The organism is Micromonospora sp. NBRC 110009, assembly GCF_030518795.1.
GTDB lineage: Bacteria > Actinomycetota > Actinomycetes > Mycobacteriales > Micromonosporaceae > Micromonospora.
Window position 1 is genome coordinate 2447921 of the sequence record NZ_CP130427.1, and the last position, 16138, is coordinate 2464058.

Genomic DNA, 16138 nt, shown 5'->3' on the forward strand with positions numbered 1-16138 from the left:
CACCCTCAGCTCAACTCGCCGGCGCGCAGCCGGGCCAGCCAGGCCGCCGCGTCGGCGTAGTCGGCGTCGGAGAGGCCGGCCGGGGCGGGCACCGGTCGGTCGCTCACCGCCGCGCTCCAGCGATGCCGGGGGTACGACCCGAGGAAGCGCACGTCGGCGCAGACCCGGCGCAGCCCCTGCAACGCCTCGCCGAGGCGTACGTCGGCGACATGGCCGGTGCAGTCGAGGAAGAAGACGTACCGGCCCAGCGCCTCGCCCGTCGGGCGGGACTCGATCCGGGTCAGGTTCACCCCGCGGACGGCCAGCTCCGTCAGCACCGACAGCAGCGCGCCCACCCGGTCGTGGGCGATGTAGACCGCCAGCGACGTCACGTCGTCCCCGGTCGGCGGCGGGGGCGGGCCCGGGCGGGAGACCAGCGCGAATCGGGTCACCGCGTCCGGATGGTCGGCGATCTTGTCGGCGAGCACGGTCAAGCGGTGCCGGTTCGCGCCGATCGGGGCGCAGATCCCGGCGTCGTACTCGCCGGCCGCCGCGCCCGCCGCGGCGGCGCCGTTGGACAGGACGTCGACCACGGTCGCGTCGGGCAGGTGGTCACGCAGCCAGCCCCGGCACTGGGTGGACGCCTGCGGGTGGGCCGCCACGCTCCGCACCTCGGCGAGCGAGACCCCGGGGCGGGCGGCGAGCACGAACTCCACCGGCAGGATCACCTCGCGGGTGATCACCAGCGGTTCGCCCTCGGCCAGCTCGTCGAGGGTCACCCCGACCGCGCCGCCGATCGAGTTCTCCAACGGCACCAGGGCCGCGTCCGCCTCCCCGGCCCGTACGGCGTCCAGCGCCTCGCCGACGCTGCGGGCCGGCGTACGGCCGCCGCGCTCGGCGGCGGGCACGGTACGCAGCGCCTGCTCGGCGAAGGTGCCCTCGGGGCCCAGGTAGACGAAGCGGGTCGGCGGTGTTCCCGGCATGGCGACCAGCCTACGCACCCGGGGTGCCGGTGCAGGCCAAGGTCCGGATGCCGGGCGGACCGGCGGCGCGTACCTCCACCGAGCAGACGTCCGTCCCGGCGGTGACCAGTTCCAGCGCGGTGGGCTTGCCCTGGGTGACCACCTGGAGCTCCTCGTGCCCGGTCACCTCCAGCACGGTGTACTGCCAGCCCCCGGCGCAGAGCGGCCCGGTCCGCACCTTGACCCGTACGTCCCGGGGCAGCACCCGGGCCGGGCCGCGCAGCAGCGACACCACCCGGTCGCCGGAGGGCCCGGACGTACAGGGCACGGCGACCAGGTCGGACGGGCCGGGGGTGGGCGCCGGCTCGGCCGGCGGAGTGAGAGCGCCGGGCGTCGCGCTCGGCGTGGGGCTGGCCGGGGCGGTGGGGGTCGGGGCGGCCGACTGGGTCAGCTCCGGCGGGGTTCCGCAGCCGGCGAGGGTCAGCGCCGCGAGCAGCAGGGCCGGCGCGGTCAGCAGCGCGAGCGGTGCCGTCGGGACGGTGGACCGCCGGGGAGCGGCGGGGCGTGGTGGGGTTGGTGGCACGGTCCGATCCTCGGCATCGGCGTACGTGGTCGTGGCCGGCTGGCCGAGCCCATCGTAGGAGGATCGGCCGACCGGGTGAAGGTCATCGGTGCACCCGGTGCCCGGCCCGTTCCAGAGCGCCCGTCGCCTCGGCCAGTCGCACGGTGGGCACCAGCACGTGGTCGGTGTCGTACGTGGAGAAGGCCACCACGTTCACCCGGGCCCGGGCCAGCGGCTCGATCAGGGCGGCCAGGGTGCCGGTGAGGGCCAGGTCCAGCGGGTCGACGATTCGCAGGCACCGCCAGTGCGTCTCGACGACCGCCTGCGCGGGGACCCGGTCCGCCGGGCAGATCAGCGAGAGCCCGTCGGCGGTCCAGCTGACCGTCACCACGTCGCCGGCGCCCAGGTCGCTCCAGACCTTTGGCGGCAGGGCGGTGCCGGCCGGCAGGCGGCACACCACGTATCCGCCCGGCAACAGAGCGACATCGAGCATGAGGGCACCTTACGGCCTCGTCCCGGGCTCGCCCCAGCATCGACCCGTGCGGCGACGGACACCTCGTCGCCGGTCAGACCTTGAAGAAGAAGGTGAGTGAGCCGGCGACCCGGCCGTCGCTGAGCACCGGGGTGGAGATCGCGTCGACCGTGGTCCCGGCGTCGTCGCCCGGCCCCTTGACCCGGAGCAGCCCGCGGGCGAGCTGCTTGGAGTGCAGGGCGAGCAGCGGCGGGATCTTCTCGGTGTCCTGCTCGGTCAGCTCGTTGGGGTGGGCGGTGAAGTCGACCAGGCGCAGCCCGCCCTCCAGCAGCGGCCGCCCGATCACGTCCTCGGGGGCGCCGAGGCAGAGCAGCTCGCAGCCGGCCGAGGAGATCGCCAGCACCGTGGTGTCGGCGTCGATCAGCAGGCAGGGTTCGGCGGCCCGGGAAACGGTGCCCGACCACTGCCCGACGTTGTCGGACTCCTGCTCGGTCGAGGTCCCCGCCGAGGGCGCGAACACTTCCGAGAGCGAGAGTTCGACGTGGGCCACCGCGCCTCCTATGTACACCGACGGTCTGTCCACGCTAGCCGGTCGTCACGCCGACCGCCGACCGTGCTGGGTCCACCGGTCATCGGTGCAGCTCAGGGGCGGCGGCGGGACCGGGGGACGGGCGTCGGTGCGACGGGTGTCCGGCGTCGGATGGCCGGCGACGGCGCGGCTGTCGGAACCACCTGGGGCGGATCCGCGGACCGCGTGGCGTCGCCCGAGACGTTACCGCCGGGCGGCCCGCTTGTCAGCGGCCGTTCGGCCCTCGTCGTACCACCGGTAGTCGGCTGCTGGACGGTACGTGCCGTTGAGCCAGGTGGACGGGGCCTGGGCGACCCGGGAGAGCTTCTCGGCGGTGGCCGGACTGATCCGGTTGCCGCCCGCGACGAGCAGCCGGTCCAGCTCCCGGTGGGTGGCCATGAGGCAGTCCTTCGGCAGGCCGTAAACGCTGATCACCCCGGAGCCGACGAAGGTCAGCACCGGGGTGACCGGGATCGGCAGGCCCACCGCATCGGAGAGCGCCTTGCCGGCCCGTTTGGCGTCCCGGCGGGCTTCGGCCACATAGGGCGGGCGCTTGCCGTTGATCTGCACCACGTCGCCGGCGACGAGCACCCGGGCGCGACCGTGGTCGGCGATGGTGACCGCGAAGAGACCGCTCGGCCCGATGGCGAGGAAGCCGGCCCGGTCGTCCTGCCCGCGGTCGAGGAGGACGTCGACGGCGTCGGTGCGGGGCCACTCGATGACGTGCCACGCGGGCCCGAGGTGGTCGAGCTGGCCGAGGGCGCGGGCACCGGCCGCCTCCAACCGGCGGGCACCGCGCTCGGCCCGGCGCCGACGGGCCCACTCCAGGGGGGTCGGTCGGGCGGGTTCGAGCACCGAGCTGGACTCGCCCCGGGGGTGCGGCACCGTGACGGGCGGCAGTGCCCGGGTCGGTACGGCTCGACGAGCGGGAAAGACAGTCATCGCGACCTCCGGCAAAAGGTCTCTCGAAGTTATGTCTCCACTACCCTACGTTGAGCACCCCGAGGTTCGGCAAGTTGGAGCACCGGAATGACTGTGGATGAATGCCACATTCATTCACACTTCTTTTCCCGGATGGCGCGGATGCCTGTCCTACGCTGCGATGGTGACCCACTATGTGGACAGCGAGGTCGGTCGGCTCGGCACCGTGCTGCTGCACCGTCCCGGGCCGGAACTCGCCCGCCTGACCCCGCGGAACAACGACTCGCTGCTCTTCGACGCCATCCCCTGGGTGGGCAGGGCGCAGGAGGAGCACGACGGCTTCGCCGCCGCCCTGCGCGAGCGCGGGGTGGAGGTGCTCTACCTCGCCACCCTGCTGGCCGAGACGCTCGCCGTGCCGGAGGCCCGGGCCGAGCTGACCGAGTTGGTGCTGCGCTCGCCCCGGCTGGGCGAGACCCTGCGCCGGCGGGTCGCCGACCACCTCGCGTACCTCGACCCGGCCGCCCTGGCCGACGTGTTCGTCGCCGGGCTCGCCCACGAGGAGCTGCGGATCGGCCGGGACCGGCCGGGCGGCCTGGTCTGGACGCTGATGGACCGGCACGACTTCGTCATCGACCCGCTGCCCAACCTGCTCTTCACCCGCGACTCGTCGGTCTGGATCCGGGACCGGGTCGGGGTGACCAGCCTGGCCATGACGGCCCGGCGGCGGGAGACCAGCCTCACCGACGCCATCTACCGCCACCACCCCCGCTTCGCCGGCACCGAGCTCGTCTACCACCCGGAGCTGGAGCACCTGGAGGGCGGTGACGTGCTGCTGCTCGCACCCGGCGTGCTCGCCGTCGGGGTGGGCGAGCGGACCACCCCCGCCGGGGCGGAACGGCTGGCCCGGCAGGTCTTCGCCGCCGGCCTGGCGCACACCATCCTGGTGGTGCCGATCGCCCAGGAACGGGCCACCATGCACCTGGACACCGTCTGCACCATGGTCGACGTGGACGCCGTGCTGATGTACCCGAACATCGCCAGCACGCTGTCGGCGTACACGGTCATCGCCGGGGCGGACGGCGACGAGCCCCGGGTGGACGGGCCGGCGCCGTTCCTGCGCGCCGCCGCCGACGCGATGGACCTGGATCAGCTCCGGGTGATCGACACCGGCCTCGACCCGGTCACCGCCGAGCGCGAGCAGTGGGACGACGGGAACAACACCCTCGCCCTCGCGCCCCGCCTCTGCGTCGGCTACGAGCGCAACGTGGAGACCAACGCGCAACTGGAACGGGCCGGCATCGAGGTGATCGCCATCGCCGGCTCGGAGCTGGGCTCCGGCCGGGGCGGCCCGCGCTGCATGTCCTGCCCGCTGGTCCGCGAGCCGCTCCACCGCTGAGCAAGGAGCGGGCCCCTTGTTGACAGGCGTCTGTCAACAAGGGGCCCCTCGTTTCACCTCAGCGCAGGGTGAGCTGGCGGCCGAGGAGGCCCTGCCGGGCCCGGCGGCCGGCGGCGTCCAGCGGCTCCTTCTCCTCCAGCGCCGCGGCGTAGCGCTTGGCGAACTCGGTCACCGGCTCCTCCCAGTCGGCGGCCGGGACGTCCTCGGGGAGGTCCCAGACCGGCACCAGGCGGCCGTGCGCGCGGAACATGCCGGCGAAACGGGTGTTGTCGCCGAGGGCCAGCGCGCCGGCCGCGCCCAGCCGGGACAGCGCGTCCAGCGCCACGTCCTCGTCGTCGGGCAGCACCCAGCGCACGTGCGCCTTCTCCGGCACCTGGCACCAGTACGCGGCCCGCGCCGCCGCCAGCTTCACGGTCGGGTAGATCGCCGCGTTGGCCCGCTCCAGGGACGCCTGCACGGTCGGGTCGTCGGCGGCACCCGGGTCCAGCCAGAACTCGAACCCGTCGTGCATGCTGATCTCCAGCGGGCCGTCCACCAGGATGTCCTGGAGGCGGGGGCCCGGGCCGGGCAGCGGCGCCACCGCCACCTGGCCACCCGGCTCGGTACGCAGGGCGCTGAGCAGCGCGTCGGCCAGGTCCCGGGAGACGTCGCCGGACTGCTGGTGGCGCTGGAGGCCGATGAAGACCCGCCCGTCCGGCTTGGTCATCGCGGGGGCGGCCATCGGCAGCACGGTGGCCAGGACGACCGGCCGGTCGCCGTGCTCCTCGACCAGCTCGGGGGCCAGCCGCAGCGGCGCGGAGGCGGCCGGGACCAGCTCCCGCAGGGCGATCCACTCCGGCTCGTCGGCCAGGCCCTCGAACGGTCGGGGCACGAAGACGTCGCGCACCTTCTCCCGCTTCGGGGTGGCTTCGGTGGCCCGCTGGGTCCTTCGACGCTTGCTCACGGCCAGACAGCCTAGATGCCGACGCGGACCGAGGTGGGGACGACCCACCTTCCCGGGGCGGTCACCCGGCCGCGACCAGGTCCGGCCGGGGCGCGGCGGCGGGGTCGAACTCGGCCCAGACGCTCTGGCCGAGGCCGTCCCGCTCGACCCCCCAGCGGCTGGCCAGGCCGGAGACGATGTGCAGCCCGCGCCCGTCGACGGCGTCGGGGTTCGGCGGCCGCATCAGCGGACCCGAGGCCGATCCGCCGTCGGTGACCCGGAGCTGGACGGTCTGCCCGCCGGCGGGGTCGGCGCGCAGCCGCCAGGCGACCCGGACGACCCCGCCGGGCAGCGGGTCGGCGTGGCGTACGGCGTTGCCCACCAGCTCGGCGAGGACCGCGACGAGGTCCGCCAGCAGGGCCGGGGAGACGACGCCGGCCAGCTCGTCGGCGAGCCGGTGCCGGGCCAGGCGCGCGCCGGTCGCGTGGTGCGGCACCACCACGCACCACGATCGTCCGACCGAACCCGTCGACACCCGTCGTCCCTCTTCCACCCCGTGGGGTGCCGCGGTCATCCCCGTGGCAGCCGCACCTCTGCGACGGTACCCCCACCGGTCCTCGGTCGGAGGGATACCCAGCCATTCTGCTGTTCAACGATCTGGCGGACGAGATAGAGACCCAGCCCGGCGCCCGGGTAGCGCCGCCGGTCCCCGGACTCGCCCTGCCAGAACCGGTCGAACGCCCGTTCCACGTGCTCCGGCCGGATGCCGATGCCCCGGTCGGCGACCCGGAAGGAGACGGTCCGCCCGTCCGCGTCGGCGGTGACCTCGATCGGGGTGTCCGGCAGCGAGTACTTCCCGGCGTTGGTGCTCAGTTCGGTGAGCACGGTGGCGAGGCTGTGCCGGTCGCCCAGCGCCTTGGGCAGGTCGGCCGGCAGGTCGAGGACGATCCGGTGCCGGACGTCCGCCGGCAGGTCGGTCACCGCGGCCCGCAGCGCGTCGGTGAGGTCGAACGGGGCGGCCGGCTCCCCGCCGGGCCGGTTCTCGGTGGCGGCGGTGAGCAGCCGGTCGACGAGCCGGGCGAGCTCGTTCGCCCGCTGCCCGATGATCCGGGCGGCCTGCCGCCGGTCGTCGTCGCTGAGCGACTCCCAGTGGTCGGTGAGGGTGTCCGCGTACCCCTTGATCACGGTGACCGGGGTACGCAGCTCGTGGCTGGTCACCGCCACGAAGAGATCCCGGTCGTGGTCGCGGCGCTGCTGGTCGGTGATGTCCCGGAAGGTGACCACCCGCAGCGCGCCGGGTCCGGGCAGCTCCCCGGCGGTGACCCGCAGCCAGCGGCCGTCCGGCAGCCGGTGGTCGAGCACGTGCCCGGACGGGGGGAGCGGGAACGGCAGCGGGCGGTTCAGCGCCTCGCCGGCCTGGCGGCCGGTGACCTGGGCGGCGGCCGGGTTCCAGAGCCGTACGTGGTGCTTCCGGTCCACCACCGCCAAGCCGTCGGCGAGCGCCGCCACCACCGGGCCGTCGCCGTGCACGGGCAGGCCGGTCTGGTCGCCGTACATGTGGGCGATGCAGGCGGCGACGTAGCCGATGACGGCGCGCTGGGACGCCTCGAGCGGCTCGCCTTCCGGGTAGAGGGCGTGCAGGCTGCCGACGGTGAGGCCGCCGATCTCGCCGCGGGCCACGATCATCTGGCCCAGCCCGCGCGCGGCCAGCTCCTCGGTGAGCGCCCCGGGGATTCCGCCCACCCGGACGTCGCGGACCGCCGGCCCGGAGAGCAGGCAGACGGTGACCGGGTCGGTGGCCGGCAGGGGGCGGCCGACGACGAACTCCGCGCTGCCGGTCCCCGCGATCACCCGTCCGCCGGCGGGGGCGAACTCCACCCAGACCAGGCCGGCCGCGCCGACGGCGGGCTCGACCAGCCGGAGCAGCCGGTTGAGCACGGAGAGGCCGGACTCGCCGGAGTTGATCATGTCGATGACGCTGGTGTGGCCGGCGATGAGGGCGGCGTAGTCGGTTCGCTCCGGCATGTCCCGAGTGTGCCCCGCCGGCCGGTCCGGGGACACCCCCGCCCGGGCGGGGCGGGACCGGCCGCCGGGTGGATCGCCCGGGCTCAACGGCCCAGCCGGGCCAGGGCCCGGGCGGGCCGGTCGGTGATCACCCCGTCCACCCCGGCGGCCAGCACCAGTTCCAGGTCCTCCGGCTCGTTGACCGTCCAGACGTAGACCTCGTTGCCGGCGGCGTGCAGCGCCGGCACGAGCTGCGGCCGGGCGCGGACCAGGCCGATCCCCGGCCCGGCGATCCGGGTGCCGAAGGGCAGCCGGCCCAGCCGCAGCCAGCGCGGCAACACCTCGAGCAGCAGCACCGTGGGCAGGGCCGGCGCGAGGTCACGGATCCGGCGTACGGCCAGCGGGGAGAAGGACATCACGGTGACCCGCACCGGGTCGTCCGGCCCCGGCTCGGCCAGCCCGTACCGCCGCAGCAGGGCGACCAGGCGGCGTTCCACGTCCCGGCCGTACCGGGAGGGGTGCTTGGTCTCGATCAGCAGGCGGACCGGGCGTCGGGCGGCCAGGACGGCGGCCAGCAGCCGCTCCAGGGTGAGCAGCCGGGTGTGCGACTCGTCGAGCGGTTCGTCCCCGTCAGCCGGCAGCCCGCCGGGGTGCCAGGAGCCGAAGTCCAGCGCCTCCAGCTCGGCGAGGGTACGCGCGCTGACCCGCCCCTGACCGTTGCTGGTCCGGTCCAACCGGCGGTCGTGCACGCAGACCAGGTGCCCGTCCCGGGTGAGCCGGACGTCGCACTCCAGCCCGTCCGCGCCCTCGTCGAGCGCGCGCAGGTACGCGGCCAGGGTGTGCTCGGGCAGGTCGTACGAGGAGCCGCGGTGCGCGAAGACCAGGGGGGTGGGCATGGCCGCCGACGCGCCTCAGGCCACCTGTCCCGGCTGCCCGTCGTCGGTGACCACCGGACGGCCGGCGGCGGCCCACTCGCCCATCCCGCCCGCGACGTTGCGCACCTGGTCCCACCCGTTGCGCATCAGGTACGCGACGACCTGGGCGGATCGTCCGCCGGAGCGGCAGATCACGTCGACGGGGCGGTCGTTCGGCACCTCGGCCAGCCGGGCGGGCAGCTCGGTCATCGGCAGGTGGTGGGCGGTCGGCGCGTGGCCGGCGGCCCACTCGTCGTCCTCCCGGACGTCGAGCAGGTAGGTGTCGTCGGGCACGGCCGACGCGGGCACGCTGGGAACCTGGGGTCCGAACACGGGACAAGCCTAGACGGCGGCCCCGCTCACAGCCGGTTGACCCAGCGGGGATTGGCCCCGGCCCACTCCGGCACCCGGGTGGCCCGCAGCGCGTCGAAGAGGCCGGCGCCGCCGTTGTCCAACACCACGTAGGAGACCTCGCCGATGGTCTGCGGATAGGACGGCACCTGCACCCCGTGCAGCGCGTCCGCGGGCAGCGACCGGAGCGCGAAGAGCAGGTCCTCCAGCGGTACGCCGTTGGTGTCCACGGTCAGCGCGCCGCCGACCGCCCGCAGCACCCGGTCCAGCTTCACCGGGTCGTTGCGCAGGTGGGTCTCGCCGGCCTTGTCGAGCACCGCGCGGAGCATCTGCTGCTGGTGCCGCTGCCGGTCGTAGTCGCCGTCGGGCAGGTCGTAGCGCTGGCGGACGTAATCCAGCGTCCGGGCGCCGTCCATCTGCTGGCAGCCGGGGGTGAACAGGGTCCTGGTGTGGATCGAGCGGACCTCGGTGTCCACGCACATCCGGATGCCGCCGAGCAGGTCGATGACCTCCTTGAACCCGGAGAAGTCGACCAGCGCGGCGCCGTCGTAGCGGATCCCGGTGAGCCGGCTCAGGGTGGCGGAGAGCAGCCGGGCGCCGGCCTCACCGCCGCCGCCGTGCTCGTACGCCGCGTTGATCTTGTCCTGGCCGCCGCCGTAGCCGGGCGCCGCCGGGATGGCGACGAGCAGGTCCCGCGGGATGGAGATCAGGTACGCCTGCCGCATCCCGGCCGGCACGTGCACGATCAGGATGCTGTCCGAGCGTTGGTCGTCGGGGTTGGCGCCGGGCCGGTGGTCGGAGCCGATCAGCAGGTAGTTGAGCGGGCGTGACAGGTCGGTGCGCGGCTGCCGGGCGGTCTTGTCGAGCAGTTGCTGCTTGGTGACCGTCCGGTCGTACCGGTTGGTGAGCCAGTGCAGCCCGGTCAGGCCGAGCGTGGCGAGGAGGACCAGGGCGAGGCCGGCGGGGACCAGGAACCGGGTCCGGCGGGCGGGTTGACCCCGCCCGCGTCCGGTCCGTGCTGGCCTGGACGTGGCACCCCTCCCGCAGCCGCGATGACGTGAGACCTGCTCACGTCAGGCTACGGGCCGGGACCCCGGCGGCGGTCGCTTTCGCCGCAGCTACCGCTGGGTCATCAGGTCATTTGCGCGTGGAGAGGACGCCCGGGTTCGCCACCACGAAGTCGGCGAGCTTGTCGTTCTTGACCGCTCGGAACATCTGCATGCTCAGCTCGTTGAGCGATTCCTTGCTGCGGTCGGCATTCGGGCTGTACGTGCCGCCGTTCGTGCGCAGGGTGACCAGGTCGTTGCCGCTGACGCCCTTGAGGGTGTAGATGAAGTCGGCGATCGGCACGCCGCCGGTGTCCAGGATGAAGGCCTTGCCGGCCGCCTTGATCAGCTGGTTCAGCTTGAGCGGGTTGGTCATCATGCCCTTGTCGGTGGCCTTCTTCGCCATCGCCTTGATCAGCTGCTGCTGGTTCTGCTGGCGGTCGTAGTCGCTGTTCGGCAGGCCGTAGCGCTGGCGGGCGTAGTCGAGGGCCTCCCAGCCCTCCATCTCCTTGCAGCCCTTCTTGTGCACCACCGGGGTCATCGGCTTGCCGGTCTTCCTCGCATCCGCGTTCCACATCGGCTTGCCGTCGACCATCATCATGTGGTGTGACTTGACCTCGTGGCTCACGCAGATCCGCACCGTGCCGAGTGCGTCGATCACGTTCTTGAAGCCGCCGAAGTTGATGATCGCGGCGCCGTCGAAGCTGATCCCGGTCATCGACTTGATGGTCTTGGCCATCAGCCGGGCGCCACCCTCCCAGCCACCGCCGTTCTGGGCGCCCCAGTAGAAGGCCGCGTTGATCTTGTCGGTGCCGCCCCGGTAGCCGGATTTCGAGTCCGCCGGGATCTGGGCCTCGGTGTCCCGGGGGATCGAGATCAGGTACGCCTGGTCGTGGCTGGCCGGGATGTGCAGGATGATGATCGTGTCGGAGCGGACATTGTCCGCCGCCCAGCGCTCGCGGGCGTCGACGCCGAGCAGCAGCATGTCGATCGGGCCGTCCAGGCTCTTGCCGCCCTCGGCCTCGGTCTTGCCCGCGTCACCGAGCAGGTTGCGCTGGGCGATGTTGCTGGTGGCCTGACCGATCACCGCCTTGCTGCCGACGATCGCGAGGCCGCTCGTCATCATCAGCACCGCGCCGAAGATCACCGTGAGCTTGGCCCAGAGCGGGTCCTTGCGCTTGGTCCGCTTCTTCCGGTCACCGGGGCCGCGGCCACCGGGGCCGGGCTGGGTCGGAATGATCGGGGGCGTCCGCCCAGGCGCGCCAGGATTATATGACTGAGGGTGACGGCTGGTCTGGATCGACATGCGTGCTCCAGCTCGGTGATCGGGGGCGCGACCACTCTACGTACTCGGTCCCGTTCTGGCGACCTCGTCTGCTGGCTGTTCCCGCATTTCGCGGCACTCGTCTCGGCAAATTGACCGAACGGACAATTGAGAGCATCCGGTCGGCGGTTGGCCCGCCGTGGAGCGAGTCTCTGGCCGCCGTCCGGCCGATCACCTCGGGGCCGTCAGCCGCCGTTTCCCGTGTCGTCGCCCTTCTGGTTCGCCTTCACCCAGTCGGCCATCGTGTCCGCCGCGATGGCCTTGTACATGGCCAGCGCCTTCTCCCGGTCGGAGACCACCACCGACTGGCCGCCGATGTCCTGGCCACCCAGGTTGGGGCTGGTGATGAAGGTCAGGTTCTCGCCGCGCAGGCTGCGGAACTGCAGCGCCATGTCGGTCAGCGAGAAGCCCTGGTCCACCGTGACCGCGGCGGTCACCGCCTTGAGGAAATCGTTCAGCTTCTTGGGATTGGTCAATGTCCCGGTGCTGGCCGCCTTGTCCATCAGCGCCTTGAGGAATTCCTGCTGGTGGCGCATCCGGGCGAAGTCGCCGTCGGGGAACTGTTTGCGCTGCCGCACCCAGTCCAGAGCCTCGGCGCCGTTCATGTGGTTCACGCCCTTGGTGAACGTCCGGTACGGCTTGTGGATCGAGGTGATGGTCCGCTCCACCTCGAGGTCGACCCCGCCCAGGGCGTCGGTGACCTCCTTGAAGCCGGCGAAGTCGATCGCCATCACGTGGTCGATCCGGACGTCGGTGAAGCACTCGACGGTCTTCACCGCGAGCGGCAGGCCGCCGAACGCGAAGGCCGCGTTGATCTTGTTGCGCGAGCCGGAGTCGCACGATGCACCCGCGTTCTCCGGGATCGGCACGTACAGGTCACGCGGGATGGAGACCAGGTAGGCCTGCTTGTGGTCGGCCGGGACGTGCATGAGGATGATCGTGTCCGACCGCCACTTGCCGGAGGTGTCGACCGTGACGTCGGGGTCCCGCGAGTCGCTGCCCACCATCAGGATGTTCAGCGCGCCGTCGACCGTCTTGGCCGGCCGGCCCCCGGTGATCTCCGAGAAGGGGTCGGTCCGGGCGAGGTCGTTGTTGAGGTTGCGGGCGTAGAACCAGGTCCCCACGCCGGCGAGCAGCGCCAGCACCAGGACCGCGACGCCGGCCACCAGGCCGATCCGTCCCCAGCGCGGGCGGGGACCACGCCGGCCCGGGCCGCCGGGACCGCCCGGGCCGCCGGGACCGGACGGTCCGCCCGGGCCGCCGGGTCCACCCGGGCTCCGCTCCCCGTCGTACGACGGGTACCAGCGGGCCTCGGTCGCGCGGGCGCCCCCCGCGGTGCCCCGGCCGGGGACCTGGGCACGGCCCGCGCTCCGACTCAGGTACGGGAAGGGGGCGCCGGTAGGCGTGGTCGCTGACATGTAACCGAGGGTAGGTCGGCCGAACCACTACCGCTCTCAGGCGGAGCCGGGTGTCAGTCTCCTCCCAGGCGGATTCAGTACCCTAGCCGCTCGCGGAAGTACTCGATCGTGCGTCGGAGGCCGTCTTCGGGTGCCACGGTCGGCTCGTATCCCAGCAACTCCCGGGCGAGGGTGAGATCCGGACGGCGCTTTTCCGGGTCGTCCGCGCCGCGGGTGATGTAGGTCACCTCGGAGGTGCTTCCGGTGAGTGACACGACCAGTTCGGCCAGTTGCCGCATCGACAGTTCGTGCTCGGTACCGCAGTTGATCGGGCCGGTCTCGGTCGAGTCGAGCAGCAGCAGGATGCCCCGCACCAGGTCGTCGACGTAGCAGATCGAGCGGGTCTGGTTGCCGGTGCCGTGCACGGTGATCGGCTCGCCGCGCAGCGCCTGGGAGATGAAGGTCGGGATGGCCCGGCCGTCGTCCGGCCGCATCCGCGGGCCGTACGTGTTGAAGATCCGGACGATCGCGGTGTCGGTGCCCCGGCTGCGGTGGTAGCCCATGGTGGCCGCCTCCGAGAAGCGCTTGGCCTCGTCGTAGACGCTCCGGATGCCGATCGGGTTGACGTGCCCCCAGTAGCTCTCGCGCTGCGGGTGCTCCTCCGGGTCGCCGTACGCCTCGGAGGTGGAGGCCATCAGGAACCGGGCGCCGTCGGCGGTGGCCCGCTCCAGCAGGGCCAGCGTGGCGACCGAACCGACCCGGAGGATCTCCACCGGCAGCTTCTCGAAGTCGGTCGGGCTGGCCGGCGAGGCCATGTGCAGGATCGCGTCGAACCGCTCGGCCATGGCCGGGTGGTGGGTCGGCAGCCCGTCGGAGATGTCGGCCTCGATCAGCGTGAAGGTCGGCTGGTCCAGCAGGTGGGCCACGTTGTCCTTGGAACCGGTGATGAAGTTGTCCAGCGCCACGACCGTGCAGCCGCGCTCGATGAGCCGGTCGATCAGGTGTGACGGCACGAACCCGGCACCGCCGGTGACGAGGATCCGGTGTCCGGTTCCGAAACGGGAAGCGACCTTCATGTCGGTCAGCCTACTCAAGGGGGCGGGTCGGAGCCGCCGTCGGCTCCGACCCGCCCCGGATGGCGTGGGTCAGTGCGCGCCCGCACCGGTGAGGGCGCGTACCTCCAACTCCGCGTACTTCTCCTCGTCGTGCTCCTTGGAGATCAGGGTGCCGATCCAGCCGCAGAGGAAGCCGAACGGGATGGAGATGATGCCCGGGTTCGACAGTGGGAACCAGTGCCAGTCGTGCTCGGGGAACATGGCCGTCGGCGCCCCGGAGACCACCGGGGAGAAGAAGACCAGGACCACGGCGGCGAGCAGACCGCCGTAGATCGCCCACACCGCACCCGAGGTGTTGAACCGCTTCCAGAACAGGCTGTAGAGGATCGCCGGCAGGTTGCCCGAGGCGGCCACCGCGAAGGCCAGCGCCACCAGGAACGCCACGTTCAGGCTCTGCGCGAAGATCGACAGCACGATGGAGATCGCGCCGATCACCAGGGCGGAGATCCGCGCGACGTTGACCTCCTGCCGCTCCGACGCCTGCCCGTTCTTCACCACGTTGGCGTAGAAGTCGTGCGCCAGGCTGGACGACGAGGCCAGGGTGAGCCCGGCGACCACCGCCAGGATCGTGGCGAAGGCGACCGCCGCGATGATCGCCAGCAGCGTCGCGCCACCGAGATCACCGCCGAGGAACTTGATGCCCAGCGCCTCCGCGAGCTGCGGTGCGGCGGTGTTGCCGGCCTTGTCCTGCGCGGTGATCGCCTGCCCGCCGACCAGCGCCGCCGCGCCGAAGCCGAGAGCCAGGGTGAGCAGGTAGAAGACGCCGATGATGCCGATCGCCCAGAGCACGCTCTTCCGGGCCGCCTTGGCGGTCGGCACGGTGTAGAAGCGGATCAGGATGTGCGGCAGGCCGGCGGTGCCGAGCACCAGCGCGATGCCGAGCGAGAGCAGGTCCATCTTGTTGTAGAAGGTCTGCGTCGCGTCACCGGCCTTCTCGACGCCGTAGCGCAGGCCCGGTTCGAGGAAGGCTGAGCCCTTGCCGGACTGTTCGGCGGCGTCACCCAGCAGCGAGGACAGGTTGAACTTGTAGTGCGCCAGCACCAGCAGGGTCATCACGATCGCGCCGGTCATCAGCAGGAACGCCTTGACGATCTGGACGTACGTGGTGCCCTTCATGCCGCCCACGGTCACGTAAATGATCATCAGGGCGCCGACCATGATGATCGTGGCCACCTTGGCGGTGTCCGCGTCCATGCCGAGGAAGGTGGTGCCCGGCTTGATGCCGAGCAGCAGGGCGACCAGCGCGCCCGCGCCGACCATCTGGGCCAGCAGGTAGAAGATCGAGACGGTGATGGTGGAGACCGCCGCCGCCGTCCGGACCGGGCGCTGGCGCATCCGGAACGCCAGCACGTCGGCCATCGTGTACCGGCCGGAGTTGCGCAGCAGCTCGGCGACGAGCAGCAGCGCCACCAGCCAGGCGACCAGGAAGCCGATCGAGTAGAGGAAGCCGTCGTAGCCGTACAGGGCGATGATGCCGGCGATGCCGAGGAAGGACGCGGCGGACATGTAGTCGCCGCCGATCGCCATGCCGTTCTGGAAGCCGGAGAACGAGCGGCCGCCGGCGTAGAAGTCGGTGGCGGTCTTGGTCTGCCGGCTGGCCCAGATGGTGATGGCCAGCGTGATCGCCACGAAGATCAGGAAGAGCGTGATGGTGAGGTTGCGGGCGGTGTTGCTGCCCGCCTCAGCCGCGAGGACCGTCGTCATGGGTCACCTCCCCGATCTCGGTGCGGATGCGGTCGGCGACCGGGTCGATCCGCCGGTCGGCGAACCGGGAGTAGAGCCACGCGATGACGAACGTGGAGACGAACTGGAGCAGGCCGAAGACGAGCGCCACGTTGATGTTGCCGAGGAGCTTCGCGCCCATGAAGCCCCGCGCGTAGGCGGAGAGGATGACGTAGAGCGCGTACCACAGGAAGAACGCGACGGTCATCGGGAAGACGAAACCGCGCAGCGCACGCCGCAACCCGGCGAACTCGTCCGACCGTTGTACGGCGAGGTACCGCTCCGCCGCGGACTCGGCCGGCGCGGACGCGGGTGTGTCCGTGGACATCTGTGGATCACCACCTTCACAGGCGTCGGGGATTTTTGCGCACGGTAGAGAGCGCGCTCCCCGCCGGGGAAGGCTCGGATCGGCGACGGTCAGCGGTTGCGCCGAACGGCACTCCGGCTGCGCCGAGTGACCCAGGTCACTCCGTTGAACGGTCG

Annotated in this window: 17 protein-coding genes; 1 reads left to right on the forward strand and 16 read right to left on the reverse strand. The window is 72.2% G+C overall.

Annotation, left to right across the window (positions count from 1 at the left end):
- Window positions 1-5: 5 nt before the first annotated feature.
- The 5 genes from pheA to Q2K19_RS11690 all read right to left on the reverse strand — a co-directional run bounded on the left by pheA (window position 6) and on the right by Q2K19_RS11690 (window position 3485).
- Window positions 6-962 (reverse strand): prephenate dehydratase, encoded by a 957-nt coding sequence (gene pheA, locus Q2K19_RS11670; RefSeq protein ID WP_302770494.1) that lies wholly within the window; start codon window positions 960-962, stop codon window positions 6-8.
- A gap of 10 nt (window positions 963-972) precedes the next feature.
- The gene (locus Q2K19_RS11675; RefSeq protein ID WP_446839669.1) at window positions 973-1524 is read right to left on the reverse strand and encodes a hypothetical protein; all 552 of its coding nucleotides are present in this window, start codon (window positions 1522-1524) and stop codon (window positions 973-975) included.
- 82 nt (window positions 1525-1606) lie between these two features.
- Complete coding sequence (locus Q2K19_RS11680) at window positions 1607-1996, reverse strand: ACT domain-containing protein (protein ID WP_302770496.1); 390 nt, start codon at window positions 1994-1996, stop codon at window positions 1607-1609.
- Window positions 1997-2069: 73 nt separating this feature from the next.
- Window positions 2070-2525, reverse strand: coding sequence for a hypothetical protein (locus tag Q2K19_RS11685; RefSeq protein ID WP_302770498.1), 456 nt, complete (start codon window positions 2523-2525; stop codon window positions 2070-2072).
- A gap of 222 nt (window positions 2526-2747) precedes the next feature.
- Window positions 2748-3485, reverse strand: coding sequence for a hypothetical protein (locus Q2K19_RS11690; protein ID WP_302770500.1), 738 nt, complete (start codon window positions 3483-3485; stop codon window positions 2748-2750).
- 160 nt (window positions 3486-3645) lie between these two features.
- Between Q2K19_RS11690 and Q2K19_RS11695 the strand changes: the two genes are divergently transcribed.
- On the forward strand, window positions 3646-4860 hold the full coding sequence (locus Q2K19_RS11695) for an arginine deiminase (protein ID WP_302770503.1): 1215 nt from the start codon (window positions 3646-3648) through the stop codon (window positions 4858-4860).
- 58 nt (window positions 4861-4918) lie between these two features.
- Here Q2K19_RS11695 and Q2K19_RS11700 read toward each other — a convergent pair whose 3' ends face one another.
- The 11 genes from Q2K19_RS11700 to Q2K19_RS11750 all read right to left on the reverse strand — a co-directional run bounded on the left by Q2K19_RS11700 (window position 4919) and on the right by Q2K19_RS11750 (window position 15983).
- The gene (locus Q2K19_RS11700; RefSeq protein WP_302770506.1) at window positions 4919-5803 is read right to left on the reverse strand and encodes a DUF5926 family protein; all 885 of its coding nucleotides are present in this window, start codon (window positions 5801-5803) and stop codon (window positions 4919-4921) included.
- Between the two features lie 61 nt (window positions 5804-5864).
- Entirely contained in the window at window positions 5865-6284 is a 420-nt protein-coding gene (locus tag Q2K19_RS11705; RefSeq protein WP_302772435.1) for an ATP-binding protein, read from the reverse strand.
- Between the two features lie 68 nt (window positions 6285-6352).
- The gene (locus Q2K19_RS11710) at window positions 6353-7807 is read right to left on the reverse strand and encodes a sensor histidine kinase (protein WP_302770509.1); all 1455 of its coding nucleotides are present in this window, start codon (window positions 7805-7807) and stop codon (window positions 6353-6355) included.
- Window positions 7808-7890: 83 nt separating this feature from the next.
- On the reverse strand, window positions 7891-8682 hold the full coding sequence (locus Q2K19_RS11715) for a glycerophosphodiester phosphodiesterase (protein ID WP_302770510.1): 792 nt from the start codon (window positions 8680-8682) through the stop codon (window positions 7891-7893).
- A gap of 15 nt (window positions 8683-8697) precedes the next feature.
- On the reverse strand, window positions 8698-9033 hold the full coding sequence (locus tag Q2K19_RS11720; RefSeq protein WP_302770512.1) for a rhodanese-like domain-containing protein: 336 nt from the start codon (window positions 9031-9033) through the stop codon (window positions 8698-8700).
- Between the two features lie 26 nt (window positions 9034-9059).
- On the reverse strand, window positions 9060-10022 hold the full coding sequence (locus Q2K19_RS11725; protein ID WP_458329377.1) for an LCP family protein: 963 nt from the start codon (window positions 10020-10022) through the stop codon (window positions 9060-9062).
- A 166-nt stretch (window positions 10023-10188) separates the two neighbouring features.
- Window positions 10189-11403, reverse strand: coding sequence for an LCP family protein (locus Q2K19_RS11730; protein ID WP_302770514.1), 1215 nt, complete (start codon window positions 11401-11403; stop codon window positions 10189-10191).
- A gap of 203 nt (window positions 11404-11606) precedes the next feature.
- Complete coding sequence (locus Q2K19_RS11735) at window positions 11607-12839, reverse strand: LCP family protein (protein ID WP_302770516.1); 1233 nt, start codon at window positions 12837-12839, stop codon at window positions 11607-11609.
- A 74-nt stretch (window positions 12840-12913) separates the two neighbouring features.
- The gene (locus tag Q2K19_RS11740; RefSeq protein WP_302770518.1) at window positions 12914-13894 is read right to left on the reverse strand and encodes a UDP-glucuronic acid decarboxylase family protein; all 981 of its coding nucleotides are present in this window, start codon (window positions 13892-13894) and stop codon (window positions 12914-12916) included.
- 69 nt (window positions 13895-13963) lie between these two features.
- Window positions 13964-15637, reverse strand: coding sequence for a solute symporter family protein (locus Q2K19_RS11745; RefSeq protein ID WP_302770520.1), 1674 nt, complete (start codon window positions 15635-15637; stop codon window positions 13964-13966).
- On the reverse strand, window positions 15615-15983 hold the full coding sequence (locus Q2K19_RS11750) for a DUF485 domain-containing protein (protein WP_302770521.1): 369 nt from the start codon (window positions 15981-15983) through the stop codon (window positions 15615-15617). The genes Q2K19_RS11745 and Q2K19_RS11750 overlap by 23 nt, the downstream gene beginning before the upstream one ends.
- Window positions 15984-16138: the final 155 nt, after the last annotated feature.

What these genes read in the sequence shown, in the direction of transcription:
- pheA (WP_302770494.1), bottom strand. Translation starts at nt 962, where the DNA reads ATGCCGGGAACACCGCCGACCCGCTTCGTCTACCTGGGCCCCGAGGGC.
- Q2K19_RS11680 (WP_302770496.1), bottom strand. Translation starts at nt 1,996, where the DNA reads ATGCTCGATGTCGCTCTGTTGCCGGGCGGATACGTGGTGTGCCGCCTG.
- Q2K19_RS11690 (WP_302770500.1), bottom strand. Translation starts at nt 3,485, where the DNA reads ATGACTGTCTTTCCCGCTCGTCGAGCCGTACCGACCCGGGCACTGCCG.
- Q2K19_RS11695 (WP_302770503.1), top strand. Translation starts at nt 3,646, where the DNA reads ATGGTGACCCACTATGTGGACAGCGAGGTCGGTCGGCTCGGCACCGTG.
- Q2K19_RS11710 (WP_302770509.1), bottom strand. Translation starts at nt 7,807, where the DNA reads ATGCCGGAGCGAACCGACTACGCCGCCCTCATCGCCGGCCACACCAGC.
- Q2K19_RS11715 (WP_302770510.1), bottom strand. Translation starts at nt 8,682, where the DNA reads ATGCCCACCCCCCTGGTCTTCGCGCACCGCGGCTCCTCGTACGACCTG.
- Q2K19_RS11730 (WP_302770514.1), bottom strand. Translation starts at nt 11,403, where the DNA reads ATGTCGATCCAGACCAGCCGTCACCCTCAGTCATATAATCCTGGCGCG.
- Q2K19_RS11735 (WP_302770516.1), bottom strand. Translation starts at nt 12,839, where the DNA reads ATGTCAGCGACCACGCCTACCGGCGCCCCCTTCCCGTACCTGAGTCGG.
- Q2K19_RS11740 (WP_302770518.1), bottom strand. Translation starts at nt 13,894, where the DNA reads ATGAAGGTCGCTTCCCGTTTCGGAACCGGACACCGGATCCTCGTCACC.
- Q2K19_RS11745 (WP_302770520.1), bottom strand. Translation starts at nt 15,637, where the DNA reads ATGACGACGGTCCTCGCGGCTGAGGCGGGCAGCAACACCGCCCGCAAC.
- Q2K19_RS11750 (WP_302770521.1), bottom strand. Translation starts at nt 15,983, where the DNA reads ATGTCCACGGACACACCCGCGTCCGCGCCGGCCGAGTCCGCGGCGGAG.